Source organism: Ruegeria sp. AM1, assembly GCF_056540745.1.
In genome coordinates, this window is record NZ_JBQFXH010000011.1 from 38,572 (window position 1) to 65,089 (window position 26,518).

Genomic DNA, 26,518 nt, shown 5'->3' on the forward strand with positions numbered 1-26,518 from the left:
ACGCAGCTCAGACCGGCACGGGTTGCGGGATTTTGTCGACAGCGTCTTCTGGCACAGTCGTTCGAACCTCGCGACCCATCACGCTGATCAACAGATGCAGCCGTTGTTGCGGGGCCAGGTCTTCAATCCGCGAGATCAGACCGGCAAAGGGTCCGGTAAATATCCGGACCGTATCGCCATGTTCGAGCGTTTGGCCCTTGTTAATAAGACCGTTGTCGTCGCACCGACAGAGCAAACCGGTCATGAATGCCGCCGGCAACGCGCACGGAGGCCGCCCCGGTTCCGCCAGAACACGCACGACACCGCGCGTTGAGTTTAAAACCTGCAGGTTCCGCGACCCCGCGTTGCTTTGCACAAAAAGATACCCCGGAAACAAGGGCCGGGCTTCGGTTTTCAGGCGGCCTCTTCTCTGAAACGTTTCCAGACGGGAGGGGGCAAAAACGCCAAAGCCCTGCTGCCTCAGATTACGCTCGGCAATCAGGCGCATATTGGGGCGCAATTGTACCGCAAACCAGTTCTCGCCCGTCGGCACCCCCACAGCGGTCGCATGACCATCCGCTGTCTCTGCCTGAGTGTGGGACACATCCCGTCTTGTCTGACCTGTATTCATTCCACGCCCTCGCCTTGCTGGTTCGAGCGTTGGGGGAATTGGTTAACAATATCCTAAGACTTGCGAGGCTCATGCAGATGGCCCCGCCGGGCGATGTGGTCGGGCAACAGTCGATATTAGCGATTGAAATCTGATCATTTGCGGATACAGTTTCCGCCATGACAAGCGCACCCCAGAAGATCGACCTCCGTCTCTTCCGGTGCGGTAGCCGTTGATCAATCATTTCCAAGAATATGTCACAAAATAAGAACTCAGCCGGTGCCACCCCGGCACGTGTTACAGGTAAACAAATTCGCGCGGCACGCGGCGCTTTGAACTGGTCCGTGCGGGATCTATCAGAGCGATCGGGCGTTGGGGCAGCGACCATCACACGCTATGAGGCCATTGATGGTGTCCCGCAATCGCGCAAGGACAATCTGCGCAAGATCCGCGATGTTCTGGAAGATCAGGGCATCCGTTTTGTAAGTGATCGCCGCACCTCGTACGGGGTGCTGTTCGACATTATGATGCCTGCGACCTGATCCCGCACATATGAAGATTTCCATCGTCACGCCGGTTCTGAACCGGGCCGAGACAATCACAGATGCCCTGTCTTCGGTGTCAGCGCAAATCCATGACGACATCGATCACGTGGTGCAGGATGGCGGCTCGTCCGATGGGACGCTCGAGATCTTGCGCAATTGGGTGCGCGATCCGGCGATACGATGGCAGTCACAGCCTGATCGCGGCCTCTATGATGCGCTGAACCGCGGCATTTCGCGCTGCCGGGGCGAGGTTATCGGGCTGCTGCATTCGGATGACATCTTGGCGGACGCAGATGTGGTGAGGGATGTCGTGGATGTTCTGGCGGATGATCGGTTTGATGGCGCCTATGGCGACCTCGAGATGATCTCGGCCGCCGGTCGGGTTTTGCGGCACTGGCGCGCGGGGCCGTTCGACGCCAAAAGAATGCGTTGGGGCTGGGCGCCGCCGCATCCAACCCTCTATCTGCGCCGGGACGTTATCGAGCGGTTGGGGGCTTATGATTCCAGCTTTCGGATTGCCGGTGACTATGATGCAATGCTGCGCTGGATTTGGACCGGTGAGATCCGTTTGGCCTATATTCCACGGGTGTTGGTGCGCATGCGCCATGGCGGGGCCAGCACCGGATCTCTGTCAGGGATTCTGACCAAGTCGCGCGAGGACCTCAGCGTCATCCGAAAGAACCGGATTGGTGGGATAGATACGCTGATGGCTAAGAACCTGCGCAAGCTGGGACAGTTCTCGGCCTTGGTCCGAGGGCCGGGGCGGTGACATCCCGCCCGCCATTCGCTCGGCAGCAAAAGGTTGACGCTTTGCCCATTGCGGCGGATATGACGACCGGGCTGCGGGAAAACCTCTTGACCTCTTGGGGCGGAAAGGGTCCCTGATGCCAGAAGTGTTTGAATTGCGTTTGAGGGTTTCATGAAACGGGTATTGGTTACGGGTACGGCGGGCTTTATCGGGTTCCATCTGGCAAAGCTGTTGCTGTCAGAAGGGTTCAAAGTGCATGGCTATGACGGGATGACAGACTATTACGATGTCGCCCTGAAACACCGCCGGCATCAGATGCTGCTGCAGACGCCGGGCTTTTCGGCCACCGAGGACCTGCTCGAAAACCACGAACGCCTGATGCAGGTCGCGGATGAGTTTCAGCCAGAGGTGATCGTCCACCTCGCCGGGCAGGCGGGTGTGCGCTACAGCCTTGAGGAACCGCGCAGCTATATCGACTCGAATATCGTTGGTACTTTCAACGTGATGGAGGTCGCGCGGCAGCATAAGGTGGATCACCTGCTGATGGCCTCGACCTCTTCGGTCTATGGTGCCAACGAAGAGATGCCGTTTACCGAGGTTGAAAAGGCGGACACCCAGCTGACGATCTATTCCGCCACCAAAAAGGCCAATGAGGCGATGGGACACTCCTATGCGCATCTATGGGACCTGCCGACGACGATGTTCCGGTTCTTCACCGTCTATGGTACCTGGGGGCGGCCCGATCTGGCGCTGTATAAATTCGTAGATGCGATTCTGGATGGTCGTCCGATCGATATCTATAACCACGGCGATATGTATCGCGACTTTACCAACGTGAACGATCTGGTGCGTGGCATCAGATTGTTGATCGACGCAGCCCCAATTCGCCCCGCCAGCGCCGATGAGATCGAAGAGGGCGATAGCCTCTCGCCGGTTGCACCGTACCGGGTTGTGAATATCGGCAATGGGGACAAGGTGCGCTTGATGGATTTTGTCGAAGCCATAGAAGAGGCAGTGGGTCAGAAAGCGATCCGCAACTACATGCCGATGCAGATGGGTGATGTGCCCGCGACCTGGGCCAATACCGATCTTTTGCAGCGCCTGACCGGGTATCGCCCGCAGACAGATTTCAAGGATGGTATCGCGCAATTCGTCAAATGGTTCCGCGACTACCACGGTAAATGAGCAAAGGCGGCTGAATGCTGGAAACGAACCCCAAACTGCGCAAGATCGCTGTAATCGGTCTGGGCTATGTCGGCCTGCCGCTGGCGGTCGCCTTCGGCCAAATCGGCCGGGTTGTGGGGTTCGACATCAATCCCTCACGCATTGACGCGCTGCGTCGGGGTCAGGACACCACTCTGGAGGTTGAGCCAGAGGATTTGGCGGCAGCCTCAGGGCTGACCTTCACCACCGACATTTCCGATCTGGCCGATTGCGACACCTATATCGTGACGGTACCGACCCCGATCACCGCGGGCAAGCGGCCTGATCTGACACCGCTCTTGCGTGCCTCCGAGACGGTGGGCAGCGTGCTGAAACCGGGTGATCTGGTGATCTACGAATCCACCGTCTACCCGGGTGCCACCGAAGAAGACTGCGTACCGGTTCTGGAGCGCGCTTCGGGCCTGCGATTCAATCTGGACTTCTTTGCCGGGTACAGCCCGGAACGGATCAATCCGGGCGACAAAACCCATCGGATTGCCGATATCTGCAAGGTTACATCCGGCTCGACACCCGAGGTGGCAGAGCTTGTGGATGCACTTTACGCCCAGATCATCACGGCGGGCACCCACAAGGCCGAAAGCATCCGCGTGGCCGAGGCCGCCAAGGTGATCGAGAACACCCAGCGCGACCTGAATATCGCACTGGTGAACGAGCTGGCGATGATCTTTGGCCGTCTGGGGATCGACACCGCAGCTGTGCTGCGTGCGGCGGGTACGAAATGGAACTTTCTGCCCTTCCGGCCGGGCCTCGTGGGCGGGCATTGTATCGGCGTCGACCCCTATTATCTGACCCACAAGGCCGAGGCTGTCGGGCATCACCCGCAGATCATCCTTGCCGGGCGGCGACTGAATGACGGGATGGGCGGCTATGTCGTCTCGCAACTGGTCAAGCGCATGACGCGCGACGGCATCGATGTCAGCGCCGCGCGGGTTCTGGTGATGGGGCTGACCTTCAAGGAAAACTGCCCCGATCTGCGCAATACCCGCGTCGTCGACATTGTTACGGAGCTACAAGATTACGGCGTCACCGTCGATGTTCACGATCCTCATGCCGATGCGCAGGCCGCGCGTGACGAATATGCGATCAATCTGGTGACAGAGCCTCAGACCGGTGCCTATGACGGTGTGGTTCTTGCGGTCGCGCATCGGGAATATCTGTCGATGCCCGCTGCCAATATCCGCGCATATGGCAAGGACCAGAGCATTCTCTTTGACGTCAAATCCTGTCTGCCCAAGGACGTAAGCGATCTCAGGTTGTGAGCCGCTGACCTTCTGATGACGGTATCTCTGAAACTGTGAAACCAATGACCGCACGGTCCGAGGCTTTTTGGGTTGCGTTGGGACAGGCCTGTCTGCTGTTCGGAGCCCTGATACTCGTCCGGGTACAGACGGAGCTGCTGAGCCCGCTGGAGTATGCGCGTCTGGCGTTGGCGATGACCGTTTTCAGCTTTGGTCAGGTCGCCATATTCGGTGGCCTGAATCACACGATCACCCGTTTGTACGCGCTGGCCGGACGGCGCGGCGCGCGCGCGGCCTACAGGCGTATCGCGCGCAGACGGTTCGTACAGATCGCCACGGCATGGTCAGCATTGCTTGGCACAGCGGCGGCAACGCTTTGGCTTGCCGGTTGGGCGACGTGGTCCGCGTTGCTTGTGCTAGTGCTGCTTTATTCGCTGCTAAACGGCGGCCTCAGCGCCCTGATTGCCATGAGCAATGCCGCCCGCCACCGCCGCCTTGTTGCGCTGCATCAGGCGAGCGATGCGATGTTGAAGGTTGCGCTGGTCCTACTGGTTGCGCAGGCCTTTGCCCCCTCCGTGGCTATGCTGTTCATTGCCTATGCAAGTGCAAGTCTGATCGTCCTGATCTCACTGACATGCTGGGTGCGCCACTCTCTGACCCCCTCTCCTGCGAATGACAGCGACATCGATGGCATATTCGGGAGGTTTTCCAAGCCGATATACCTGTGGTCACCCTTCACATGGGGTCTGCTTGTGGCGGATCGCTGGGCGCTGCAGACATTCGCGGGTGCATATGCGCTCGGCCTCTACGCGGTGGCGTCTCAAATGACCCTCGGGCCCGCACGGATCACGATGACCGCGTTGCTGCGCTATCTCTCGCCACGCCTGTTCGACCGGCTGGAGGCAACGGGGGCTGAACCCGCAGACGGATTGCGCCGGGCCCTGATCTGTGCGCTGATCCTGACCCTTGCCGGGTTTGCCATCGCAACACTGTTCCATGGCTGGATATTTTACATTCTGGTCGCGCCAGACTACCGCGCGGCGTCCCCTCTTTTGCCATGGCTCGTCCTCGCAGCCGGGCTGGGCGCAAGCGGAGAGCTGGTGGTGCTGCGCCTGTTTGGCGCCATGAACAGCGCCGCCCTGATCCGGCCCAGAATCGCGACGGCGGTGCTGGGTATCCTGCTGATTTTCGGCGGGGCCTGGAGCTTTGGGCTTTGGGGTGTCGTTGCGGCTCAGGTCATTCAATCCGGCGCGTTCCTGATCTGGGCGCTCAGCTGTGCGGGCTTCTGGAAAGTGCAGAACGCGTGATCACACTGCCGCTGTTTCAGGTCAGCCTGATCCTGATGCTGAGCCTGTGCGTTATACGCGATGCGCTGAGGCGCAGGCTGGTATCCGCCTGCATGCTGGCAACGCTTCTGCTGTATTCCGGTTATCTTCTGGCCATCGACATTACCGGCCAGATTGCGCAGGTGCGCGTCTTTGCCGATCTGCCCGCTGAATTTGTCGCTGCCAACTGCACCATTGTCGCCAGTTTCACCCTGTGGTTTCTGATCGGTGGATGGGCTGTCAGCCGGATTATTCCCGCGCCCACTAAACCTGCGGATACGGGCAAGAGCGTCCTCGGGCCGCTCTTTCTGGGCGTGGCGCTGGTTGCGCTTTCCGCCGACGGCTGGTGGCTGATGACCCCCTATCCGCAAAACAAAGGCGCCTTTCAACTGATACAGCTGGGGGGCGCAGGCGCCGTGGCCAACCTGCTGATCCTGATCGCGCTGACCAATGCACATTATGCCAAGCGGCAGCTTGGAATTGTGCGCTGCTGCTTTTGGCTGGTGGCCCTCCATTATGGCCTTGCCGGAGATCGCGGGTCATCGGTCTTTCTGCTGATCGGAGCCTATGGCATTCACCTTGCCAGCCTGCCGCGCCTGCGGTGGCACCACGCTGTTCAGACGATCTGTCTGGGCGCCGCTTTGCTGATCGCGCTGGAACAAATCTCTTACCTGCGATCCTGGGGGCAACAGGCACCGTCGCAGGGCGGTTCATTTCTAGAGGAAATCGATCTGTTGCCGCAGTCGGTGGCCCATATGTTCCACGCCATCTCGATACATCAGGCGGGGTATCAGACATTCGAGGGCGGAGCGATGGATTTCCTGGCAACCCTCTGGATACAGGTCATCCCGTCGGGCCTGCTGAACGCGCTGGGGGTCGATCTGTATAACGGCCCTATCATGCTGTCGGATTTCGTGATCCATGGCGGCGGATTCTTCGTTCCGGCTGAGCTGTATTTTGCAGGCGGGATGCTCCCTCTTGGCCTGACAGCAACCTATTTCGGGGCGTTGGCCGCCCTCGCCGACCGGATCGCATCGCGGCGCGGCGACACCCTGATGATAACCGTTGTCCTGCTGGTTGCTGCGTCAAGCGCGTATACAATGTTCTATGGGGTGCAGGCGGTTAATCGAATGCTGACGCTGCCAATTGTGCTGCTTCTGCTCAGGTCCGTTGTGCAGAGATCGCTGCAACGCCTCAATGGGCGGGGCGCATGGTAGCGGCCCCTACCCCTATCAGGGATGCGCAAAAGCTGCGGATGCAATGGCTCGCGCGCGGATTGGCCAGCCATGCCACGCGAATTTATGCGGGCTCACTGGGCCGCGCGCAGTGCGTTGCCATCTGCGGCTATCCGCGATCGGGAACCTCGTGGATCAGTGCAGTGCTGGGGCAGTATTATGCCCTCCCCGTTCCGCGCCACTATGCGCGCCCGCAGTTTTACCCTCAGGTGTTGCATGGCCACGATCTGCGCCTCGGGTCGATCCGCCGGGTCTTTTACGTGATGCGCTCGCCCTTTGATCTGTTTCCGTCTCTGTTCGTCAAACGATATGGCATCAACACCCCCTCAGAAGAGGCCCGAGGCCAGTTCACTGCGTTCCTCCGGGCCGAGCTGCAGACCCCGTTTGAATCACCTCTTTGCTGGGCTGATCATGTTGCTTTAGCCTGCCGGAAATACGGCCCTGCCTCTGTTTTGACCTATACATGTGACCCGGATCAGATGGCGCAGCAATTGACGCTGCGCATCAGAACGCTGGACGGGTACTGCAATACAGACAGGCTGCTCTACCTCACCGCGCAACGCAGCACCGGGCCCAACGCGCCAACCACGGTCACCTCTGCTGCGGCACGCCGGTTCGACTGGTTCACCCCTGAAGCTCACCGCTTGATCCAGGCAGAGCTTAGCCGCCTGCACAGACTATGCCCCGATCTGGATCACGGCGCTTTGGGCAAGGAAGAGGTCAAAGGTTAATGCGTGTCCTGCATGCCATCCCATCAATCGCCCTGCATCATGGAGGCCCAAGCCAAAGCGTCGCCGGGTTACTGAATGCCATGGCCAACCTGCCAGAAAAGCAGGCCCAGGTGTCGCTGATTTGCGGCCAGCACATGCAGGAACCTAGATTGTCCAACATACAGCGACATGAACTGCGGTACTGGCTGCAACGGTACTGGTGCCCTGCCCCGGCTTCGATCGCGGACATGCGCCGCACCGTCGGATCGGCCGATATCGTGCATGTGCATTCCTATTGGAACGGCATGGCGGCCATGATGATTTCCTTGGCACGACACGCAGGTAAATCCGTGGTCCTGTCACCGCGCGGATGCCTGCAGTCCGGTGCCGTACACCGGTCCTCTGCGCGCATCAAACAACTCTTTGCCGTTGCGGGGGGGCGTCGGCAACTGGCCGGGCTGTCCGGCTGTCATTTCCAGACCGAGGATGAGGCCATCGCCAGTATCGGGGTCGCCGGTCTGCCGTCGATCATCGTGGACAACGGGGTCGCATCACCTGCCCCTGCACAGTCGCGGACAGAACTGCGCGCGCAGTTGTTTCCGGAAACGCACAGCAAGCTCAACCTCGTGTTCCTTGGGCGCATGGCGCGGATCAAGGGGATCGACCTGCAATTGGAGGCGCTGCACCGGCTGCGGGCGGGGGGGCACGACGCGGTGCTTCACCTTGTCGGGCCTGACGGGGGCGATCTTGCACGCTTGCGAGCCATGGCAAGTGATCTTGGGGTGACCGACAGCCTCTATGAACATGGCCCTGTCTACTCCGAGCGCAAGCTTGACTGGCTGTACGCCGCGGACGCGGTGCTGATGTCGTCTGAATTCGAAAACAACTCGAACGCAGCGTTGGAGGCCATGGCCGCAGGCGGCAGACTGATTGCAACCGCAGGGTCTGTTGCCGATGCGCCCGTCAAGGCTGGTGCAGTGATCCGGGTACCCCGGAACGCAGAGGCTCTGGCCCGCGCAATCGCCGGGACCGGACCGAGCGCCATGAGAAAGAACGCGCGCGCCTACGTTCTGAAGCATCACGACTGGACCAGTCGTGCAGCCCTCATGATCTCATTCTATGAAAGCCTTCTATGATTGATGTTGCCGCAAATCGTGCCGCACGCAAATATCCGTGCCGTATTCAGGTGGCCCGGGTACTGTGGGGATGCGCCACGCCTCTGTTCCGCCTGAGCCCGCGGCCTTGTTGGGGGCTCAGACGCCGTTTGCTGCGGCTGTTTGGGGCCCGGGTTGGCGACAACGTACATATATACCCCACGGTACGGATCACGATGCCGTGGAACCTGTCGCTGGGATCAGACTGCGCGGTCGGGGATCGCGCAATCCTCTACGCGCTCGGCACCATCACCATCGGCCCGCGCGCCACTGTCTCACAAGGTGCGCATCTCTGCGCTGGCACACATGATCACCGCCATCCCGACCACCCGCTGCTGACCCCGCCGATCAGCATCGGCGCCGACAGTTGGATTGCTGCCGAGGCCTTTGTCGGGCCTGGCACAGACATTGGCGCCGGGGCAATTGTGGGCGCCCGCGCCGTTGTGATGAAATCCGTCGCCCCTCATAAAACCGTTGTCGGGAACCCCGCGAAAGTGCTGGAGTGATGCTGACCGTCATCCTTCTGACCCGCGACGAAGAGGTCCATATCGCGCGCGCAATCAGGTCCGTTCAGAACCTGGCCGAACGCATCGTGGTGGTGGACAGCGGCTCAAGCGACAAAACCTGCGACATTGCGCAACAGCTTGGGGCCACAGTTCTCAAACGCCCGTGGCGCAACTATGCGGATCAGTTCAACTGGGCTCTGGATCAGGTTGTCTCTGACGCTGACTGGGTCTTGCGGCTGGACGCCGATGAGATCGTCAGCGCCACGCTGGTCTCGGAAATCAGGAACAGACTACGCACGCTCGACCCTGATGTCGCGGGCGTCTATGTGCCTCGATATATGAATTTTCTCGGAGGACCCGTGCGACGCGGCGGCTTGTTCCCCGTGCAGGTTCTGCGGCTGTTTCGCGCCGGGGCCGGGCAATGTGAAAACCGCTGGATGGACGAGCATATACGGGTCAAGGGACACACCGTTCGCTTTGCGGGGCATATTCTGGACGACAACTTGAAGCCGTTGACCTGGTGGGTCGGGAAACACGATGCCTATGCCAGCCGCGAGGTTGTGGACCTTTTGAACCTCAAACACGGTTTTCTGCCCCGTGACAGCATCGCGGATATCCGCGCGGGACAGGCCGGGCGCAAGCGCTGGATCAAAGAGAACATCTATGCGCATCTGCCAGCCGGTTTGCGGGCCGCCGCGTATTTTCTGTGGCGATACATCATCCGTCTTGGTGTTCTGGACAGCCCACAGGGGCGCCGCTTTCACCGCCTTCAGGGGTTCTGGTATCGCCGCCTTGTCGATGTAAAGCTGCGCAAGGTTCAAACCCATATGCGCCGGCATGCGGTCGATCCGCCAACAGCCATTCAGGCCGTGCTGGATATTGATGTCACATGAAAAAACCGGCGCACATGGCGCCGGTTTCTTTGTCTCTTACCCGCCAAAATCGTCGAGCATGATGTCTTCGCGGTCCACACCCAGATCCAGCAGCATGTTGATCACCGACTGGTTCATGATGGGCGGGCCACACATGTAGAACTCACAATCCTCGGGCGCTGGGTGGTTCTTGAGGTATTCCTCAAAGAGGACATTGTGGATGAAGCCGGTATAGCCCTTCCAGTCATCCTCGGGTTGCGCATCCGACAGCGCAACGTGCCATTCGAAATTGTCGAACTCTTCGGCCAGCGTGTCGAAATCTTCGACAAAGAACATCTCTTTCTTTGACCGCGCACCATACCAGAAGCTGATCTTGCGGTTGCGGTTCTCAAGGCGTTTGAGCTGATCGAAGATATGGCTGCGCATGGGTGCCATACCGGCGCCACCACCGATGAACACCATCTCTTTTTCCGTCTCACGGGCGAAAAACTCGCCAAACGGGCCCGAGATCGTCACCTTGTCACCCGGCTTGAGGTTGAAGATATACGACGACATCTGGCCCGGCGGGATACCCTCGGCCCCCGGCGGGGGTGAGGCAACCCGGACGTTCAGCATGATCATACCCTTTTCATCCGGGTAGTTCGCCATCGAGTAAGCGCGTTCGATCGGCTCAGACACAGTGGATTTGTACTGCCACAGGTTGAAGCGGTCCCAATCCTCGCGATACTCTTCTTCGACGTCGAAGTCGGTGTACGACAGCTGGTGTGCGGGCGCTTCGATCTGGATGTAGCCACCAGCGCGGAAGTTCACATCCTCACCTTCGGGCAGGTCCAGCGTCAGCGCCTTGATAAAGGTTGCGACGTTTTCGTTCGACCGGACGGTACATTCCCATTTTTTGACGCCAAAGACCTCTTCGGGGACTTCAACCTCCATGTCCTGCTTGACGGCAACCTGACAGGACAGGCGATCACCGCAAGACGCTTCGCGCTTGGTGATGTGGCTTTCTTCGGTCGGCAGGATCGATCCGCCGCCAGAATGCACGCGCACCCGGCACTGCGCACAGGTACCGCCGCCACCACAAGCGGAGGGCACAAAGAGTTTCTCGGCCGCCAGTGTTTGCAACAGTTTCCCACCCGCCGGAACCGAGATGGTTTTCTCGCCATTGATGGTGATGTTGACGTTCCCCGTCGACACCAGTTTTGACCGGGCGGCCATGATGATGGCCACCAGACCCAAAACAATCAGAGTAAAAAGGATGACGCCTAAGCCAAAAGTTTCCATTGCGCCCTCCTTACAGTTTCACGCCCGAAAAGGACATGAAGGCCATCGCCATCAGCCCTGCGGTGATGAAGGTAATGCCCAGACCCTGCAGACCATCGGGAATGTCCGAATACTTCAGCTTTTCGCGCACACCCGCCATCGCGGTGATCGCCAGCGCCCAACCAAAGCCCGACGACAGGCCATAGGTCGCAGCCTCGGCAAAGTTATAGTCACGCTCGACCATGAATAGCGAGCCACCCAGAATGGCGCAGTTCACCGTGATCAGCGGTAGGAAAATCCCAAGCGCGTTGTAAAGCGGCGGGAAATACTTATCCAAGACCATCTCGAGGATTTGTACCATCGCCGCGATCACACCGATATACGAGATCAGGCCAAGGAAGGTCAGGTCCACATCCGGGAACCCAGCCCAGGACAGGGCGCCTGGTTTCAGCAGGTAGTTCAGCAGCAGGTTGTTTGTGGGAACGGTAATGGCCTGCACGACCATGACCGAAATCCCCAGCCCCAGCGCTGTCGAAATCTTTTTGGACACGGCGATGAAGGTACACATCCCCAGAAAGAAGCTGAGCGCGAGGTTTTCGACAAAGATGGCCTTAACGGCCAGTGAGATCAGACCTTCCATCAGTGGGCCTCTACCTGCTGAATTTTGTATTCACGTTCTTCGACCTGGTTCGGCTTCCATGTACGGAAACCCCAGATGATCAGGCCAATGATGAAAAACGCCGAAGGTGGCAGCAGCAACATCCCGTTCGGCACGTACCAGCCGCCATTGTTGACCGTCTCCAGAATGGTCACGCCGAACAGCGAGCCGGCGCCGAACAGTTCGCGAATGAAGCCAACCATCAGCAGGATCAGGCCATAGCCCATCCCGTTGCCCAATCCGTCAATGAACGATGCGACCGGAGGGTTCTTCATCGCAAACGCCTCAGCCCGGCCCATCACGATACAGTTGGTGATGATCAGGCCCACAAAGACCGACAGGGTTTTTGAAATTTCAAACGCATAGGCCTTGAGGATCTGGTCCACCAAGATCACCAGCGAAGCGATGATCACCATCTGCACAATGATCCGGATCGAGCCCGGGATCTGGTTGCGCAGGCAGGAGATAAAGAAGGACGAGAACGAGGTCACGAAGATCACCGCCAGCGCCATCACCATCGACACCTGCAGCGACGAGGTCACCGCCAGCGCCGAACAGATGCCCAGCACCTGCAAGGTGATCGGGTTGTTGTCGACAAGCGGGTCGACCAGCATCTCTTTCTTGGTCTGGGACATCAGAGCTCTCCTGCTTGCAGTTTGGCCAGAAACGGAGCGTAGCCCGCATCGCCCATCCAGAATTTCACAAGGTTATCAACACCCACCGAGGTCAGCGTGGCGCCTGCCAGCGCGTCGATATAGAAATCAGGCCCCGCAGCGGGCTGCGACTTGGCCACCGTGATCTGCAGATCGCCTGCATCGTCGCGCAGCTTTTTGCCATTCCACAACGATTTCCAGCGTGGGTTGTCCACCTCGGCCCCAAGACCCGGCGTTTCACCGTGCTGATAGAATTGCAGGCCGTAGATATCGTTGCCGTTATTTTCCAGCGCGATAAATCCATAAAGCGTAGACCACAGGCCATAGCCATGCAGCGGCAGGATCACCTTGTCCAAGCCACCGCTCTCATCGCGCAACAGATAGATGACGCGGTATTTTGACTTGCGACCGATACCGGCGGGATCATCATCCAGCGCAACGCTCAAGTCCGGATCGCTGGCAGCGGCGATGTCATCAAAGGTGGTCGGATCAAACTGATCATCGACAAAATCACCGGTCGACAGTTCCAGCACATGCGGCTCGAAGGCGGCAAAGGCTTCGGTGACATCGATGCCCGGTTCATAGACACCTGCCACCTGCAGAACGTTCACCTGCTTGTCTTTCAGCCGGTTGGTTTCCTGCACCGGGCGCAGGCTGACCGCAGCGGCAGACACGACCATTGAGGCGACAAGGCAGACGGCAACCGCGACAAAAATCGTCTTGCCAACCGAATCCGGCGAGGCCGCCAGAAACTTGGCAATCGCGCCTTTGGTTTCTTGAGGTTGCGGATCAGACATGGCGACGCGCCCTCCGTTTGATATTGGCTTGCACAACGAAATAGTCGATCAGCGGTGCAAAGACATTGCCGAACAGGATGGCAAGCATCATGCCTTCGGGGAAGGCCGGGTTCACCACACGGATCAACACAACCATGACACCGATCAGCGCGCCATAGACATAGCGACCGACATTTGTGTGGCTTGCCGAAACCGGTTCGGTCACCATGAAGGCCAGACCAAAGGCATAACCACCCAGAACGATATGCCAGTACCACGGCATAGCGAACATCGGGTTGGTGTCTGAACCGATCAGATTCAGCAGCAAGGTAAAGCCGATGGTCCCGGCCAGACAGCCCACAATCAGGCGGTAGTTCGCAATCTTGGTCATCAACAGGAAGGCCAGACCAATCATACAGGCCAGCGTCGAGGTCTCGCCAAAGCTGCCCTGAATGGTGCCAAAGAAGGCGCTCGCCCAGGTGATCCCGTCGGCCGCAAGCGCCTGCACGCCTTCGGCCGCCGTAACACCCAGCGCGGTGGCGCCCGAGAAGCCATCAACCGGGGTCCAGACCGAGTCACCCGACATCTGCGCCGGATAGGCGAAATACAGGAACGCGCGACCCACAAGCGCCGGGTTCAGGAAGTTCTTACCGGTGCCGCCAAAGACTTCTTTGCCGATCACAACACCAAAGATGATGCCCAGGGCCACCTGCCACAACGGCGTCGTGGCCGGCATAATCAGGGTGTAAAGCATTGAGGTCACAAGGAAACCTTCGTTCACCTCATGACCGCGCACGGTGGCAAAGATGACCTCGAAAATACCACCTGCCACCAGCGTGACGATGTAAATCGGTAGGAAATAGAGCAGCCCGTGCGCCACGTTGGCGAAGATACTGGACGGGTCCAGCGAGATGCCAAACATCTGCAGCAAGGCAATCCGCCATCCGGTCGCCGCATCCGGCCCAAGCGCGGCGATGGCCGAGTTGGCCTGATAGCCGGTATTGAACATCCCCCACAGAATACAGGGGATTGTCGCAATCACGACATAGGTCATGATCCGCTTCATATCCACGTAAGACCGCGCGTGCGGTGCAACGGTGGTGACGGTTTTCGGAGTGTAGATAAAGCTTTCCACCATCTCGTAGATGGGGAAATACTTCTCGTACTTGCCGCCCTTGGTAAAGTTCGGCTCGATCCGATCGAAGAAGCTGCGCAAACCCATTTGGATCAGCCCTCCTTTTCAATCTTGGTCAGGCAGTCGCGCAGCGCCAGCCCGTATTCATATTTTGCCGGACAGGCAAAGCCCACAAGGCCCAGATCCTCTTCGTCCAGCTCCAACGCGCCCAGTGCCTGCGCAGTGTCGGTATCCATCACGAGCAGCGCCCGCAGCAGTTGGGTCGGCAAGTAGTCTTGCGGCATCAGCTCTTCGAACGTGCCCGTGGGCACCATCGCGCGGCGCCCACCGTTCAGGTTCGAGGTGAAAGCATAGAGTTTCTTGGCAAAGGCCGAGCCCAGCACCGGCTGCACCGCATATTTCGACGGCATCGGAAGAATCCAGCCCAGCGTGTGCTGATCATGGTCTTCGCGGATGATTGTTACCTGACGGGCAAAGCGGTTGAGATACGCAAATGGTCCCTCAGCGTGACGGCCCGATAGAACAGAGCCGGAAATAATCCGCGCCGGTCCATCAAAGTTGACCTCGTCACGGGTCAGGTCCTCCGTCGAGGCCCCCATGACGGTGCGCACAAGGCGTGGCTGGCGTGCGCCGGGACCAGACAATGCGACAACGATGTTAGGGTCCAGATGGCCGGTCTGCATCAGACGGCCAATGGCGATCACGTCCTGATAGCCAATGGTCCAAACCTGCTTGTCACCTGCAAGCGGCTCCAGAAAATGAATATGCGTCCCCGCCAGCCCCGACGGGTGCGGCCCTGAGAAAGCTGCCGCCTCAACGCCCGGCAGGTCAGCACCGGGTAACGTGTCGCCATCCTTCTGGCACAGATACGTCTTGCCCTCAGTCAGCGTCGAGACAGCCTCAAGCCCCTTGGCGAAAGCCTCTCCCGCATCCGAGACAATCAGCGCCGCATCCCCTGCCAGCGGGTCAGTGTCCATGGCGGTTACGAAAATCGCAGCAGGTTTGCTGCCGGGCTCGGGCATCTTTGAATAGGGCCGTGTGCGAAACGCGGTCCAAAGACCCGCCGCGCAGAGTTTAGCGGTCACACCTTCGGCGGTCTCAGAATCACCAACTGCCGAGAAATCTACGCCGGTGTCATTGGCATCTGACACCGCGATGACGACGCTTTGCAAAACGCGGCGCGCGCCACGGTTGATGGCGACAACTTTGCCGCTGAGCGGTGCCACCATCATCGCGTCCGGCACGTCCTTGTGGCAAAACAGCGGTGCGCCCCGCTGAACCTCATCGCCTTCCTGCACCAGCATGCGCGGCTTGAGACCAATATAGTCTCCGCCCAATACGCCAACGCTGGCATAGTCCGGCCCCGGCTGGATTTTCTGTTCGGGCGCACCGTCTATCGGCAGGTTCAGCCCCTTTTTCAGTTTGAAAGTTTGCATGTCGCTACGTTCTTCCAAGCCTCTTTCCTACGCCAGCTATTCAGGGTTCCGCAGACGGAAGATGAATAGCGCGAAACCCATGTTTGTACCCGTGCGATTGCATCAGATACCAACAGGACTCTGCATACGTTTTTCCAATCCCGGCCCGTTTACGCGGGGACGAGCCTAAACGCAAACCTGTAACCGTTCAAATTTCACCCCAAAGGTCACTTTTGATCCGCGACAGGACCTGACGACACAATTTCCGGGCAAAATTTGCCTGTCGCGCCCCTGTGGCATCCAGTGTAAGCAACCGGAATGACACATCCTGACCTCGAGATTTTTCTGATCGCCACCCCTGGCCTCGAAGCCGCCTTGTGTGCTGAGGCAAAAGAGCGCGGATTTGCAGGCGCGCAGATCGTTTCTGGCGGGATCAGCTGCCGCGGCGATTGGTCCGAGGTCTGGCGGGCCAATCTGCAGCTGCGCGGGGCAAACAAAGTCCTCGTGCGCATCGGCTCATTTCCGGCAGTCCATCTGGCACAGCTCGACAAACGTGCGCGCAAATTTCCATGGCAGGACTTTCTGCGGCCCGACATCCCCGTCAAGGTCGAGGCAACCTGTCGCAAATCGCGTATATATCACGCCGGCGCAGCGCGTCAGCGGATAGAAACTGCGATCAGCGAAACACTGGGCGCGCCAATCTCGTCAGAGGCAACTTTGCGGGTGATGCTGCGCATTGAACGCGACCTCTGCACCCTGTCACTGGACAGTTCCGGCGAGCCTCTGCACAAACGCGGACATAAGGCAGCCGTCGCAAAAGCACCAATGCGCGAAACCATGGCGTCCATGTTTCTGCGAGAATGTGGCTTTACCGGGACCGAGCCGGTGCTGGACCCGATGTGCGGATCGGGCACCTTTGTCATCGAAGCCGCCGAGATCGCCGCCGGGCTGCAACCGGGCCGCTCGCGCAGCTTTGCCTTCGAGGATTTCGCAGGGTTTGACCCTGCCCTCTGGCAACAGATGCGCGCCGAGAACGCCAGCTCGCCCACTGACTGTGTATTTTCAGGCTCTGATCGCAATCCCGGCGCAATCGAAGCCGCGACGGTAAATGCCGATCAAGCGGGAATCGGAGACATCACGCGCTTTCAGCAGCGCACGATCAGTGACATTAAGCCTCCGGCGGGCCAAACCGGTCTGGTTATCGTCAACCCGCCCTACGGCGCCCGGATCGGAGATGAAAAACGCCTGCGCTCGCTCTATGGCAGCCTCGGCAAAACCCTGATGTCCCGCTTCAAGGGTTGGCGTGTCGGGATCGTGACCAGCAACCCGTCTCTTGCCCGAGCAACCCGTCTTCCCTTGCTACCAGCAGGTCCCGTGGTCGATCACGGCGGCACGAAAATCCGGCTCTACCGCACAGACGCGCTCTCGTAGCACTGCCCGACGGAATGCCCCCGATTGCGCAAGAAACCCCCTTGCGCATCCAGATTGCCGGGTATAGATCACCCGCCACGGTCGGAGTGTAGCTCAGCCTGGTAGAGCACTGTCTTCGGGAGGCAGGGGTCGGAGGTTCGAATCCTCTCACTCCGACCAAATCAGCAACTGTCAAATGCAGAGATGTTTTGCCTTTTGACCAATTAACTTACCTTTTCGCCAACTAAAGTTACCTCTGGTTGCCTGAAGTGTTGCCAGTTCAAGTCTCAATTTTTGAACGAACGGCCCATTCCTGCCGTTGCCCGAGGCTTTCTGTCTCTTATCAAATCGACCTAAACTGTCCCACTGGCGCTGACGTCAGACAGCTTAGACCCAGCTAAATGGAACGAACGACCGCTTCTCTGGCATTGCGATGATCTCATCAACGCCATCGAACGGTCTGTTCCAGATGTCCGCGACGATGGTGACAGCGACATGTCAATGTGGTAACTGGCGCCATGATCTGAACGTTTTCCATCTATCCGCACTCAACACGGACGTTTCCGTGACCATTGAGATGCGCGTATGAAAGGAAAACACATGAAACTTCCAGATCTCCCCCCAATTCAAGGCAAACGCTTCGACATCGAAACGCTTCAATACAAGGCCATTAGCCTGATGAAACAGGCGGATGAGGGTCCGACTTTCCTGCGCCACGCAGGGCGAGTGACCTACGTCGTCATGACCGAGGAACTGTTCGACGCGCTTTGGCCAGACCCGCGACGCGTTTGGAGCATCTACGAAACGCCACTCCGCAAGGAGCGTCTCCTATTCGAGGCTTTGAACAGATCACTCGCTGAGAGTGAGGAAGACGGCAGTTAGAAATTTGGCGCCAGCCCGGGCGCTGCAGGTCCGTCACAGCGTCCGGAATTTCGCAACCCATGGATGTTTGGCGCCGCCATAACGAAACAGGAACGTCGCAGTATGGGTGTTATGTGAAGCGATCTCTGGTTGAGTGATCAACTCACCTGCAGGTCCAGCGCACCACCACTTCAATCCACCTGATTGCAGCAATTGATCCTGTTTGCAGAGAACGTCTGCAACGAGCCCATCCTGTGAATTCGATTTTTTCGCTGCGCGCGCTCGCAGCACAGATTTTGCCGCGCAGGCATCATCTTGAACACGGCAGTGCGGCGTAAAGACCGCCCATTCTTGCCGGGCGCAGGGAAACTTCGTCAAGCAATGAGCTAGACGCGGGACGAACCTGCCGTTCGAAACGGCGGCATGTATGTTTGCTTTGGGATGTCAGGCAGCCATAGTTTTTACTATTAGCAACATCGCTCCGATGGAGGCGATGGATAGCATCAAGATTCGCCCAACTGCTTGTGTCATGAACCTGCGACTCCAGCGCCCTAGGCCATAGCCGATCAGAAGCCCTGGCAGCAGCATCAATCCATCTAGTGCCAACCTTCCATTGAACGCGCCCACCCAGGTCAAGGCACAAAGCGAGGTGATGTAGGAAAACGTGAAGACCAGCGCCATAGTGGGCCGCGTTTTTTCCAGCGGCTCGTTTTGATACATGATGACCAGCGGTGCGCCCGGTATCCCCGAAGTAGACCCCATCACGCCCACGGCCACGCCGCAGATCGAGAGGTTTCGCGTCGTGAACGGCAGCGCTCGTGCAAAGATCGAGATGAAAACGGCCAGCAGGATGAGGACCGCGAATAGGATAGCCAGCCTGTCACCTGGGATCCGGCTGAGGATCGCCGCGCCTATCATCGTCCCGATCAGGATGGTTGGGGCGAGCGTGGCGATTTCGCGGCGCACAACATGGGATCGTCCGTCTCCGAGCATGAAAATCGACAGAAAGAGATTGATGAACAACATCGGCCCCGGCACGAAGTCGATGCTCACGAGGGCAAGCAGGGGAGCAGCAATCATCGCAAAGCCCATGCCAGTGGATGTCTGTACCAGAGCGGCAATCACGACGGCGCAATTGGCTAAAATGAATGCGTCCAGCGCGTGACTGATTTGCAAAAAAGGCTCCGGATTTGATCTTCTGTCCCTTGATTCTAAGCGTCTGCTCCGCTGCCGACAAATCAGAATAGTTGATTTTGTGAGATAGAAATTCTAAGCCATGTCAGGGCATCAAACCAACAAAGGCCGCATATGAGTCACAGACTTCCACCTCTCAACGGATTGCGTGCTTTTGAAGCGTCTGCCCGACACCTGAGTTTCAAGATCGCGGCGCGTGAACTTGGTGTGACGCCCGGTGCGGTGAGCCAGCAAGTCAAAGCCTTGGAACAAGCCTTGGGCGTTGCGCTGTTTCGGCGCCTACCGCGTGGTCTTTTGCTGACAGATGCAGGCGGCACATACCTGCCGGAGCTAAGCAAAGCGTTTCAGGTCATTTCGCGATCAACCGAAGTGATTGCACCTGCCTTGACCGGTCGAAAGCTTCAGATTGGCATTGGTGACGATCTGCGGGGCTATCTGCCCGAAGGCTGGCCTCGTGGCTTCGCTGACCTTTACACTCACATTGCGGAACCCGCGTCGTCAAGCGATCCAGAGGACGTCCGCGCAGGGAAACTGGACGGGCTTCTCCTTTTGCAGCAAGTTTATGCACCTGGGCTAAGCAACGAAGCAGTCGCAATGATTGCAATGGGCAATGATCAACAGAATATCTACTTTGTGTGTTCCGTAGGACTGGCCGGGTGCACGCAGTCCCGTGCTTTGGCAAACGCGCTGGCGACAGCCTTTTGCCCTGTCGCCTGACCGAAGGACAAATGTTCTACGGGCGTGCTCAAACTGATGCATACCGTGAGCAGACTTTCCTCGACATAGCAGCATTTCGGAGGTTTGGGCTCTACATGATGCTTCGCCGCTTGATGGACCAATGGCCGGGATCGGATGGCGCAACCGCCCACTTAATCTGCACCGAACGGAGAAGGATGGGACGGAGCGGACATTGGTGGAAGCAAATACTTCGGTTAACCGACGTGTAATTTGTTCAGATGAACAAAGCATACTCTTCAAAATCGGTCGAGCGGTTATCTAAGCCCAAACCTTTTGATCTTTGCGTAAAGCTGGCTTCTGGAAATGCCAAGTTCCTGCGCGGTTTTAACTTTGTTGCCACCATTTCGTTTTAGGGCACGCCTGACCAGTTCGGCTTCGTATTCGGCGAGTTGTGGTGAGAGCGCACTGTCTTTGGGCGGTCGTCCTGCGGCTGTGCGTGCGGCGCGTTTCGCGCGGGTTCTGCGCGCCTTTAGAACAGCGCCACGTTGCATAAGCGCCTTGGCGATAGTCTCTATCAACATCTCCATCGGGCACGGTTTTTCCAATACCGTGACTGCCCCTTCACGCATCGCACTCACTACGGTCACTGTCTCGGCAAAGCCTGTCAGGACAATAACAGGCAATTCCGGGTCCACAGCGCTGGCTCTGGCGATCAGGTCAAGCCCGGTTTTCCCAGGCATCCGGATATCGGTGACCACGCATCCCTCAAACCCAGGTGCAAGGTGGTCTTTGGCTTGGATATAGGAAGCACACGCGATCACCCTATATCCGGCGATCGCGAGCCGCGACTCCAGCGCTTCAAGCACATCCCGATCATCATCGACCAAAAGCACATCATTCATCGTCGCATGCCATCGCCAGGGTCAAAACTCAGGATGACAGATGCACCACCCTCAGGGTTAGAACCGAGATGGAGCGTTCCGCCGAAACTTTGCATAATGTCCGCTGAAATCGAAAGCCCCAACCCAAGTCCATTCCGATCCTCTTTCGTGGTTTCAAACGGTGTGAGCGCTGTTTTGGCGTTGGAAAAGCCCGGGCCATTGTCGCTGATCTGAATTTGGGGGCCGGTGAAGTACCCGATGACGACAGCGCCGGTGCCATCCTTGGCAACTGCGTCAAAGCTGTTTGCCAGCAAGTTCACAATAATCTGCTGCAAGCGTGGCGATGTGGCCATCCCCATTGGCGGGTCGTCGGGAAAACGATGCTCCACAAAGATACGGCTGCGCTTGGCCTCATGGTCAAGAATATCAATCGCCGCTGTGACCGGTTTTGAAAGATCTGACAGGACCGGAGGCTCGTCATCCTTTCGGGCAAAGCTCTTGAGATTGTTCAATATCTGGCTCATGCGCCGACAAACCCTGAGGGCTTTCTCCAAAGAGGCGCAGGCCTCCGCTGGCAATGTACCCAGTTGACATCGCAACGTATCCAAACTGGCCTCCAAAGCAAATAGTGGCTGCGATAACTCATGGCTGAGCCCTGTCGCCATATCATTTAGCACCTTGAGTTTCGCGGTCTGGACCAGTTGAGACTGGCTTTCTTTGAGAGCCTGTTCGGTGTGCTTGCGCTGTTGAATCTCGTCACACAGGTCTCGCGTACGCTCTGTGACCCGCGCCTCCAACATGGCGGCATCTTCAGACAAAGCATCTATCTTCATCTGAGCCAATGCACGTCGCCGCGCCGCGCTCAGAAGAGCAAAGAATACCGACAGCGATATTGCCAGACCGAACACAAAACCGATCCCGGAATATCCAAGAAGCACGCGCGGATTTCGTTCGAGAGAAAGGCGTGTACCGTGCACCCGCGAAGTGACAGTTTCGCGTAACAGCCCCCATTCTGTCTTGGTAAAGCGACGGTGTGCGAAGAGTGTTCTCCCATCAGATGTTGCAACGACAAGGCTGTCGGGCAACGCACGCCAAGTCTGTGCCAGATCTTCAAAGGATTGATAGGACAAAACAAATCCACGCCTGTCCCGGTCCGGACCAAATACCGGCTTTCCCACCTCAAACACCCATCCAATGGCGTCGGTCTTAATAAACCTCCGCGATAAAGCGTTGGTTCGGAGCGTCTGGCGCAAGGTCTCCGGCAGGGCCGTCAAAAATTGCGCATCTTCGGGATTGCGCAGTCCTGCGGCAATGACATGCCCCCCTCTATCCGAGACAATGATCGCCGCGCGAGCCGTTTCAATCGTCAGCCGACCGAGCACATCCCGGTCTGGTGACATGCCGTTATGCGCACCAAGGGCCGCATGAACGTCACTGTGCCCCGACAACAGCGAGGCCACCCGCAGATTCTGGGACAGTGCATTTGAAAGCTGATTATCCAAACGCACCGCCTCTCTGACGATTTCAGCCCTTTCACGGGTATACCCGTAATAGCCGGCCGCCGCCGTGGACATGCCAACGACAACGGTACAGGCCAACACATTGATCCATTGTCTCTTCATCCGGCAAAGACTACCGCGCCGTTACAAACTCAACAATTGCGGCTTCAACGTCAGCCTTGTCAGGCCCGTAGAACAGAAACTGGGCGTGGGCCTTGCCCGGAATGGTCATCAGAGTTTTGGGTTCCAATGACGCCTCATGCAGCGCCTGCACTTTTTCAAACGATTTTTCACCCTTGGAAACAATGAACAGTTTGTCGACCGGCTGATCGTCCATCGGGTTGCCACGCACCGGCGACATCAACACCACGCCGGTGACATTGTCCGTCGCCACAACCTGCTCCATCGTATTCAGAATGGATGCAGCGCCGCTGCTCCCGCCAATCAGGACAATGTCGTTGTGCCCCCGGCGCGTGAGTTCTTGAATCGCGCGACGTATTGGATTTTCGGACTTGGCGCTGATCGCCACAGATGCGATGTCTTCTTCCTGCAATCTGGTTGCAAGATTTTTCCAGCTTTCTTTGTTGAAGATAAAACCGGGCACAAAAACCACAGCCTTATCCCCGTCCGCTGGGTAATATGCGGCGTCACTCATATAGAACGCGCTGTCCGTCCCGGTTTCCAGGGTCTCCGGTGACTGCGCTGAGGCCGTGCCTGCGAGCGCGATACCGGCGGATAAGATCAGGTTGAAAAGATGTGAATTCATGAAACGTCTCCGCTGTTTTAGGTCTGTTTACGAAGTCTGAGCGGGGAGCGTTTTTTCCTCAAAGCAAATTGGCGACCTATCTGGGTCTCTTTTTTGCTTAAATATCAATGCCTGAAGGCTCGTGTATTTTCATATGCGAGCTTTGTGTCCGATTTTTCGTAAAATGACTGCGGCATTACTCCTCATCTAGTTGGTCCGAGAACAAGGCGCATGTGCTTGAGAAACTTTAGGTCAGGGCCAAGTTGATGGAACCAGACATTCATCCGTGTTGCAGCATCGGTAGGAATGGGCTCTCAGCCGCCGACTGCGGATGCAGCAAATTCAACGGATTCTGCACCCGGAACCAGCCATAGGACGATCTGGCCAACTCTCTGGTTTCGCCGCGTTCTTCGCTACACACTGCCGTTGGTGTCTGAAAAGCCGAGGTTTGACCTCGAGGCGGCTAAACCGGGTGTTGAGCCCAAAACGACCGATACTGCGCGTAAGACGGATGACAGCTAATCCTCCAGCTCGTCAGCTAACCACGCAATAAGCGGGTCTGTCATTGGGTGACGATTTCGGCTTGCACTGTGAAATACGGAAATCTCTGTCGGGCGCTTCAAGACTTGGTTGCATGGCCTGATCAATTTTCCCTCAGCTATCATCCCTTCAGCCGTGCGTCTCCATCCAAGTGCAATACCTTGACCTGCAACAGCCGCTTGCAAGGCCACTGGATAGCTGTCGAAAGGCACAAGGCGCGGGCGCTTCGGGTGCCGGACACCGACACCTTCGAACCAGTCGCGCCAATCCGTCCAGTCTTGCGGGACAACAGAATGTGACAGGAGAGGAAATGCCGCTAGATCTTCCGGCTGCATTGGGAGAATCTGATCGGATACAAGCGACGGAGCGCAAACAGGGAAAATATCGTCGGCTGCTGTGAAAGCCAGACGTGCCGAACCAGACGCGCGACCCGATGTTTGTATAGCGACGTCAAAGCCTTCCGCTGTTTCTGTCAACGGCTTCAGGGAACTGACAACACGCAGTTCAATTCCCGGATTCTGCTCGTGAAAACCGGCCAGACGTGGCATGAGCCAATAGAACGCCTCGCATAGCTGGCAATGAAGCACCAGTTCACTCGATTGCCGTTTGCCTTGAAGCAGCGCAATCTCAGCGGCGACTTCAGAAAGAGCATCTCCAACCACCCGCCCAAGACGTCTGCCCGCATTCGTCAGGAACACCGCTCGGTTCCGGCGGTCAAACAGAGGTATCCCCAACTCTTTTTCCAAGAGACCAATCTGTTTGCTTATCGCCGTCTGGGTCATCCCGAGTTCGTTTGCGGCCATGGAAAAACTCTCATAGCGTGCCGCAGCCTCAAACGGTCTCAGGCGTGACAGGGGCGGTAAGCGATGGGTTGAACTATTCATAACTTGAACTCATGGAAATTAAACGAAAACTCCTTTTTCATAAATGAGATTACATGATTTGGGGGGGGACATCGATACATAGCGAGCACTTCGGCAAAATATGGCAGACTCCACACACGAAAATCACGTACGCGGCTCGATCCTAGCGATTGTTGCGTCTGTCGCGGCTCTGTCACTGGGTGATGCCGTTATCAAAGCAACGAGTCTGTTGTTACCGCTATGGCAGATGTACATTCTGCGTTCTGCCCTTGTCGTACCCGCCCTGTGGTGGCTGGTGCGCAGACAGGGACCGGTGACATTGCATGCACCAATGTGGATCGCGGTGCGCAGCGCGCTTCTGGTTTTCATGTGGCTAAGTTATTATGCGTCTTTGCCTCTTATGCCGCTGTCTCTGGCCGCAGCCGCCTATTACACTGGCCCGCTGTTCATCGTCGCGCTTTCCGCAGGAGTTGCGCGCAGGTGGCCTACAGGCCGCGCGATCCTGGCTATCATTTGTGGCTTTGTCGGCATGTTGATGATCATCCGGCCCGAAAATTCAAAATTCGAAATCGTGACCCTGCTCCCAGTCGTTGCCGCCTTTCTTTATGCCTGTGCGATGGTGTTGACATCGGCAAAATGCGGCGAGGACAGCCCCTTTGTTTTGGCCCTGGCACTAAACGCGGCATTCATTGTCGCTGGTGTAGTACTAGGTCTTTTCTCAGGCCACGAAGGATTGCTTATTCTTGGCCCATTGCAACCGCTTGATCTGGGTTTATTCGGAACCATCGTGGTTCTAGCCGCCCTCATCCTGATCGGGAGTGTCGGCGCGGCCTATGCTTATCAGAAAGGGCAACCAACGACGGTCGCCGCGTTCGACTATAGCTACCTGGTGTTCAGCCTTCTCTGGGGGGCGTTGTTCTTCAGCGAGTTACCCGGCATCATCGGCTTAATAGGTATATTCATTATTGCGTGGGCGGGTTTTGTGGCTCTGCCATCGAAGGTCGACGGACAAGAATGACAGAGTGGAGTTAATTATGACCATTGAAACATGGCTGGCATACGTGGCTGCCTATACAATCATTTCACTTATCCCCGGCCCAAGTGTTTTTATGGTGTTGGGCCAGTCCCTGTCACGCGGTTTAGGCGCGGCATCATTCTGCATACTGGGAGATTTGTTCGGCGGAATAGTTGTAATGACGGCCTCGTATATGGGTCTTGGTGTCATTCTGGCGGCATCCAGTGAAGCTTTCTTCCTGCTCAAATGGGCTGGCGTGGCGTATATGGCATGGTTAGGATTTGGGCAGATCAAGGCTGCGCGGCGGCTTCGTGAGGCAGATCTGGCGGAGCAATCCTTCACCGGGCACCGATCTGCCAGTTTGAGAGCGGGCTTTCTGACGGGAGTTCTAAACCCGAAGGCTATTATGTTCTACGTTGCTTTCCTGGCTCAGTTTATGAATCCAGCTTTGCCCATAACGCCCCAGTTTTTGATCCTGGTGCTGACATCCTGTGTCGTCGTGTTTGTCGTTCTGATGGGTTATGCGCTACTGGCGGCACAAGCGCGCCGCAAGCTCAAGAGTCTTCACGCGCGGAAGTCGATGGGTTACGCTGGAGGCACATTCCTTCTGGGCGGCAGCGCATTGATGGCATCGACGCGGTAAGCCGGTGAACTTCGTCCCTGTTCCCGGACATCGGGGTAATTTACCCCTGTCAACGAAAGGAGCATGGAATGGGACAATCGAGACGGACGTTTACGGATGAGTTCAAAGCCGCACCTACACAAGTCCGGTTTGTCCCGCTGATCGTG

At 57.6% G+C, this 26,518-nt stretch carries 28 protein-coding genes and 1 tRNA gene; 16 read left to right on the top strand and 13 right to left on the bottom strand.

The features are described 5' to 3' along the window. Positions 1 to 7: 7 nt before the first annotated feature. A complete protein-coding gene (gene nusG, locus ACR0I7_RS17040) occupies positions 8 to 610 on the bottom strand; it encodes a transcription termination/antitermination protein NusG (RefSeq protein ID WP_480513136.1) in 603 nt (200 codons plus the stop codon). Between the two features lie 233 nt (positions 611 to 843). Here nusG and ACR0I7_RS17045 point away from each other — a divergent pair, with 233 nt between their 5' ends. The 10 genes from ACR0I7_RS17045 to ACR0I7_RS17090 all read left to right on the top strand — a co-directional run bounded on the left by ACR0I7_RS17045 (position 844) and on the right by ACR0I7_RS17090 (position 10,167). Next, positions 844 to 1,131, top strand: coding sequence for a helix-turn-helix domain-containing protein (locus tag ACR0I7_RS17045; protein WP_480513138.1), 288 nt, complete (start codon positions 844 to 846; stop codon positions 1,129 to 1,131). 10 nt (positions 1,132 to 1,141) lie between these two features. Continuing rightward, positions 1,142 to 1,903, top strand: coding sequence for a glycosyltransferase family 2 protein (locus ACR0I7_RS17050; protein ID WP_480513140.1), 762 nt, complete (start codon positions 1,142 to 1,144; stop codon positions 1,901 to 1,903). Between the two features lie 150 nt (positions 1,904 to 2,053). After that, positions 2,054 to 3,067 carry a GDP-mannose 4,6-dehydratase gene (locus ACR0I7_RS17055; protein ID WP_480513142.1) on the top strand — a complete coding sequence of 338 codons (1,014 nt, stop codon included), beginning with the start codon at positions 2,054 to 2,056 and terminating at the stop codon, positions 3,065 to 3,067. A 14-nt stretch (positions 3,068 to 3,081) separates the two neighbouring features. Then, positions 3,082 to 4,365: a Vi polysaccharide biosynthesis UDP-N-acetylglucosamine C-6 dehydrogenase TviB gene (gene tviB / locus ACR0I7_RS17060; protein WP_480513144.1), complete on the top strand. Its 1,284-nt coding sequence runs from the start codon at positions 3,082 to 3,084 to the stop codon at positions 4,363 to 4,365. A 44-nt stretch (positions 4,366 to 4,409) separates the two neighbouring features. Continuing rightward, positions 4,410 to 5,651 carry a lipopolysaccharide biosynthesis protein gene (locus ACR0I7_RS17065; RefSeq protein WP_480513146.1) on the top strand — a complete coding sequence of 414 codons (1,242 nt, stop codon included), beginning with the start codon at positions 4,410 to 4,412 and terminating at the stop codon, positions 5,649 to 5,651. Continuing rightward, positions 5,648 to 6,886: a hypothetical protein gene (locus ACR0I7_RS17070; RefSeq protein ID WP_480513148.1), complete on the top strand. Its 1,239-nt coding sequence runs from the start codon at positions 5,648 to 5,650 to the stop codon at positions 6,884 to 6,886. Before ACR0I7_RS17065 ends, ACR0I7_RS17070 begins: the two co-directional genes overlap by 4 nt. Further along, entirely contained in the window at positions 6,880 to 7,635 is a 756-nt protein-coding gene (locus tag ACR0I7_RS17075) for a hypothetical protein (RefSeq protein WP_480513149.1), read from the top strand. Before ACR0I7_RS17070 ends, ACR0I7_RS17075 begins: the two co-directional genes overlap by 7 nt. Continuing rightward, a complete protein-coding gene (locus ACR0I7_RS17080; protein ID WP_480513151.1) occupies positions 7,635 to 8,750 on the top strand; it encodes a glycosyltransferase family 4 protein in 1,116 nt (371 codons plus the stop codon). Before ACR0I7_RS17075 ends, ACR0I7_RS17080 begins: the two co-directional genes overlap by 1 nt. Beyond that, positions 8,747 to 9,274 carry an LbetaH domain-containing protein gene (locus tag ACR0I7_RS17085; protein ID WP_480513153.1) on the top strand — a complete coding sequence of 176 codons (528 nt, stop codon included), beginning with the start codon at positions 8,747 to 8,749 and terminating at the stop codon, positions 9,272 to 9,274. The genes ACR0I7_RS17080 and ACR0I7_RS17085 overlap by 4 nt, the downstream gene beginning before the upstream one ends. Next, complete coding sequence (locus ACR0I7_RS17090) at positions 9,274 to 10,167, top strand: glycosyltransferase family 2 protein (protein WP_480513155.1); 894 nt, start codon at positions 9,274 to 9,276, stop codon at positions 10,165 to 10,167. Before ACR0I7_RS17085 ends, ACR0I7_RS17090 begins: the two co-directional genes overlap by 1 nt. Positions 10,168 to 10,203: 36 nt before the next feature. Here ACR0I7_RS17090 and nqrF read toward each other — a convergent pair whose 3' ends face one another. From nqrF to ACR0I7_RS17120, 6 genes are read right to left on the bottom strand one after another with little or no spacing between them, the layout of a single operon-like run. Then, entirely contained in the window at positions 10,204 to 11,427 is a 1,224-nt protein-coding gene (nqrF, locus tag ACR0I7_RS17095) for an NADH:ubiquinone reductase (Na(+)-transporting) subunit F (protein WP_480513157.1), read from the bottom strand. A 10-nt stretch (positions 11,428 to 11,437) separates the two neighbouring features. Continuing rightward, a complete protein-coding gene (nqrE, locus tag ACR0I7_RS17100; RefSeq protein ID WP_480513158.1) occupies positions 11,438 to 12,046 on the bottom strand; it encodes an NADH:ubiquinone reductase (Na(+)-transporting) subunit E in 609 nt (202 codons plus the stop codon). Further along, positions 12,046 to 12,699, bottom strand: a complete 654-nt coding sequence (locus ACR0I7_RS17105) for an NADH:ubiquinone reductase (Na(+)-transporting) subunit D (protein ID WP_480513160.1) — start codon at positions 12,697 to 12,699, stop codon at positions 12,046 to 12,048. Before ACR0I7_RS17105 ends, nqrE begins: the two co-directional genes overlap by 1 nt. Continuing rightward, positions 12,699 to 13,514 (bottom strand): Na(+)-translocating NADH-quinone reductase subunit C, encoded by an 816-nt coding sequence (locus ACR0I7_RS17110; RefSeq protein WP_480513162.1) that lies wholly within the window; start codon positions 13,512 to 13,514, stop codon positions 12,699 to 12,701. Before ACR0I7_RS17110 ends, ACR0I7_RS17105 begins: the two co-directional genes overlap by 1 nt. Continuing rightward, the gene (locus ACR0I7_RS17115) at positions 13,507 to 14,715 is read right to left on the bottom strand and encodes an NADH:ubiquinone reductase (Na(+)-transporting) subunit B (RefSeq protein ID WP_480513164.1); all 1,209 of its coding nucleotides are present in this window, start codon (positions 14,713 to 14,715) and stop codon (positions 13,507 to 13,509) included. The genes ACR0I7_RS17110 and ACR0I7_RS17115 overlap by 8 nt, the downstream gene beginning before the upstream one ends. Positions 14,716 to 14,720: 5 nt before the next feature. Next, entirely contained in the window at positions 14,721 to 16,064 is a 1,344-nt protein-coding gene (locus ACR0I7_RS17120) for a Na(+)-translocating NADH-quinone reductase subunit A (protein WP_480513166.1), read from the bottom strand. Positions 16,065 to 16,361: 297 nt separating this feature from the next. Here ACR0I7_RS17120 and ACR0I7_RS17125 point away from each other — a divergent pair, with 297 nt between their 5' ends. The 3 genes from ACR0I7_RS17125 to ACR0I7_RS17135 all read left to right on the top strand — a co-directional run bounded on the left by ACR0I7_RS17125 (position 16,362) and on the right by ACR0I7_RS17135 (position 18,335). Then, positions 16,362 to 17,474 (top strand): THUMP domain-containing class I SAM-dependent RNA methyltransferase, encoded by a 1,113-nt coding sequence (locus ACR0I7_RS17125; RefSeq protein WP_480513168.1) that lies wholly within the window; start codon positions 16,362 to 16,364, stop codon positions 17,472 to 17,474. Positions 17,475 to 17,556: 82 nt separating this feature from the next. After that, a tRNA-Pro gene (locus ACR0I7_RS17130) sits at positions 17,557 to 17,633 on the top strand. 420 nt (positions 17,634 to 18,053) lie between these two features. Further along, complete coding sequence (locus tag ACR0I7_RS17135) at positions 18,054 to 18,335, top strand: hypothetical protein (RefSeq protein WP_480513170.1); 282 nt, start codon at positions 18,054 to 18,056, stop codon at positions 18,333 to 18,335. 33 nt (positions 18,336 to 18,368) lie between these two features. On the opposite strand, the gene ACR0I7_RS17140 is transcribed toward ACR0I7_RS17135, so the two are convergent. Then, complete coding sequence (locus ACR0I7_RS17140) at positions 18,369 to 18,692, bottom strand: hypothetical protein (protein ID WP_480513172.1); 324 nt, start codon at positions 18,690 to 18,692, stop codon at positions 18,369 to 18,371. A gap of 66 nt (positions 18,693 to 18,758) precedes the next feature. Further along, positions 18,759 to 19,490: a sulfite exporter TauE/SafE family protein gene (locus tag ACR0I7_RS17145; RefSeq protein WP_480513174.1), complete on the bottom strand. Its 732-nt coding sequence runs from the start codon at positions 19,488 to 19,490 to the stop codon at positions 18,759 to 18,761. 132 nt (positions 19,491 to 19,622) lie between these two features. Between ACR0I7_RS17145 and ACR0I7_RS17150 the strand changes: the two genes are divergently transcribed. Beyond that, on the top strand, positions 19,623 to 20,225 hold the full coding sequence (locus ACR0I7_RS17150; RefSeq protein WP_480513176.1) for a LysR family transcriptional regulator: 603 nt from the start codon (positions 19,623 to 19,625) through the stop codon (positions 20,223 to 20,225). 275 nt (positions 20,226 to 20,500) lie between these two features. Here the strand turns inward: ACR0I7_RS17150 and ACR0I7_RS17155 are convergent, their stop codons facing one another. The 4 genes from ACR0I7_RS17155 to ACR0I7_RS17170 form a co-directional block, all read right to left on the bottom strand. Then, a complete protein-coding gene (locus ACR0I7_RS17155; protein ID WP_480513178.1) occupies positions 20,501 to 21,088 on the bottom strand; it encodes a response regulator in 588 nt (195 codons plus the stop codon). Continuing rightward, positions 21,085 to 22,689 carry a sensor histidine kinase gene (locus ACR0I7_RS17160; protein WP_480513180.1) on the bottom strand — a complete coding sequence of 535 codons (1,605 nt, stop codon included), beginning with the start codon at positions 22,687 to 22,689 and terminating at the stop codon, positions 21,085 to 21,087. The genes ACR0I7_RS17155 and ACR0I7_RS17160 overlap by 4 nt, the downstream gene beginning before the upstream one ends. 10 nt (positions 22,690 to 22,699) lie before the next feature. After that, positions 22,700 to 23,332 (bottom strand): alpha/beta hydrolase, encoded by a 633-nt coding sequence (locus ACR0I7_RS17165; protein WP_480513182.1) that lies wholly within the window; start codon positions 23,330 to 23,332, stop codon positions 22,700 to 22,702. Positions 23,333 to 23,829: 497 nt separating this feature from the next. Continuing rightward, a complete protein-coding gene (locus ACR0I7_RS17170; protein ID WP_480513184.1) occupies positions 23,830 to 24,735 on the bottom strand; it encodes a LysR substrate-binding domain-containing protein in 906 nt (301 codons plus the stop codon). A gap of 100 nt (positions 24,736 to 24,835) precedes the next feature. On the opposite strand from ACR0I7_RS17170, the gene ACR0I7_RS17175 reads away from it, so the two are divergent. Beyond that, positions 24,836 to 25,732 carry a DMT family transporter gene (locus tag ACR0I7_RS17175; protein ID WP_480513185.1) on the top strand — a complete coding sequence of 299 codons (897 nt, stop codon included), beginning with the start codon at positions 24,836 to 24,838 and terminating at the stop codon, positions 25,730 to 25,732. Positions 25,733 to 25,748: 16 nt separating this feature from the next. Next, on the top strand, positions 25,749 to 26,372 hold the full coding sequence (locus ACR0I7_RS17180; RefSeq protein WP_480513187.1) for a LysE family translocator: 624 nt from the start codon (positions 25,749 to 25,751) through the stop codon (positions 26,370 to 26,372). Positions 26,373 to 26,518: the final 146 nt, after the last annotated feature.

Bases quoted from the DNA above. Each gene is read 5' to 3' on its own strand.
- ACR0I7_RS17045 (WP_480513138.1), top strand. From the start codon at position 844: ATGTCACAAAATAAGAACTCAGCCGGTGCCACCCCGGCACGTGTTACA.
- ACR0I7_RS17150 (WP_480513176.1), top strand. From the start codon at position 19,623: ATGAGTCACAGACTTCCACCTCTCAACGGATTGCGTGCTTTTGAAGCG.
- ACR0I7_RS17110 (WP_480513162.1), bottom strand. From the start codon at position 13,514: ATGTCTGATCCGCAACCTCAAGAAACCAAAGGCGCGATTGCCAAGTTT.
- ACR0I7_RS17105 (WP_480513160.1), bottom strand. From the start codon at position 12,699: ATGTCCCAGACCAAGAAAGAGATGCTGGTCGACCCGCTTGTCGACAAC.
- ACR0I7_RS17170 (WP_480513184.1), bottom strand. From the start codon at position 24,735: ATGAATAGTTCAACCCATCGCTTACCGCCCCTGTCACGCCTGAGACCG.
- ACR0I7_RS17050 (WP_480513140.1), top strand. From the start codon at position 1,142: ATGAAGATTTCCATCGTCACGCCGGTTCTGAACCGGGCCGAGACAATC.
- ACR0I7_RS17075 (WP_480513149.1), top strand. From the start codon at position 6,880: ATGGTAGCGGCCCCTACCCCTATCAGGGATGCGCAAAAGCTGCGGATG.
- ACR0I7_RS17120 (WP_480513166.1), bottom strand. From the start codon at position 16,064: ATGCAAACTTTCAAACTGAAAAAGGGGCTGAACCTGCCGATAGACGGT.
- ACR0I7_RS17080 (WP_480513151.1), top strand. From the start codon at position 7,635: ATGCGTGTCCTGCATGCCATCCCATCAATCGCCCTGCATCATGGAGGC.
- nqrF (WP_480513157.1), bottom strand. From the start codon at position 11,427: ATGGAAACTTTTGGCTTAGGCGTCATCCTTTTTACTCTGATTGTTTTG.
- ACR0I7_RS17180 (WP_480513187.1), top strand. From the start codon at position 25,749: ATGACCATTGAAACATGGCTGGCATACGTGGCTGCCTATACAATCATT.
- ACR0I7_RS17115 (WP_480513164.1), bottom strand. From the start codon at position 14,715: ATGGGTTTGCGCAGCTTCTTCGATCGGATCGAGCCGAACTTTACCAAG.
- ACR0I7_RS17175 (WP_480513185.1), top strand. From the start codon at position 24,836: ATGGCAGACTCCACACACGAAAATCACGTACGCGGCTCGATCCTAGCG.
- ACR0I7_RS17165 (WP_480513182.1), bottom strand. From the start codon at position 23,332: ATGAATTCACATCTTTTCAACCTGATCTTATCCGCCGGTATCGCGCTC.
- ACR0I7_RS17160 (WP_480513180.1), bottom strand. From the start codon at position 22,689: ATGAAGAGACAATGGATCAATGTGTTGGCCTGTACCGTTGTCGTTGGC.
- nqrE (WP_480513158.1), bottom strand. From the start codon at position 12,046: ATGGAAGGTCTGATCTCACTGGCCGTTAAGGCCATCTTTGTCGAAAAC.
- ACR0I7_RS17090 (WP_480513155.1), top strand. From the start codon at position 9,274: ATGCTGACCGTCATCCTTCTGACCCGCGACGAAGAGGTCCATATCGCG.
- nusG (WP_480513136.1), bottom strand. From the start codon at position 610: ATGAATACAGGTCAGACAAGACGGGATGTGTCCCACACTCAGGCAGAG.
- ACR0I7_RS17085 (WP_480513153.1), top strand. From the start codon at position 8,747: ATGATTGATGTTGCCGCAAATCGTGCCGCACGCAAATATCCGTGCCGT.
- ACR0I7_RS17125 (WP_480513168.1), top strand. From the start codon at position 16,362: ATGACACATCCTGACCTCGAGATTTTTCTGATCGCCACCCCTGGCCTC.
- ACR0I7_RS17135 (WP_480513170.1), top strand. From the start codon at position 18,054: ATGAAACTTCCAGATCTCCCCCCAATTCAAGGCAAACGCTTCGACATC.
- ACR0I7_RS17065 (WP_480513146.1), top strand. From the start codon at position 4,410: ATGACCGCACGGTCCGAGGCTTTTTGGGTTGCGTTGGGACAGGCCTGT.
- tviB (WP_480513144.1), top strand. From the start codon at position 3,082: ATGCTGGAAACGAACCCCAAACTGCGCAAGATCGCTGTAATCGGTCTG.
- ACR0I7_RS17155 (WP_480513178.1), bottom strand. From the start codon at position 21,088: ATGAATGATGTGCTTTTGGTCGATGATGATCGGGATGTGCTTGAAGCG.
- ACR0I7_RS17055 (WP_480513142.1), top strand. From the start codon at position 2,054: ATGAAACGGGTATTGGTTACGGGTACGGCGGGCTTTATCGGGTTCCAT.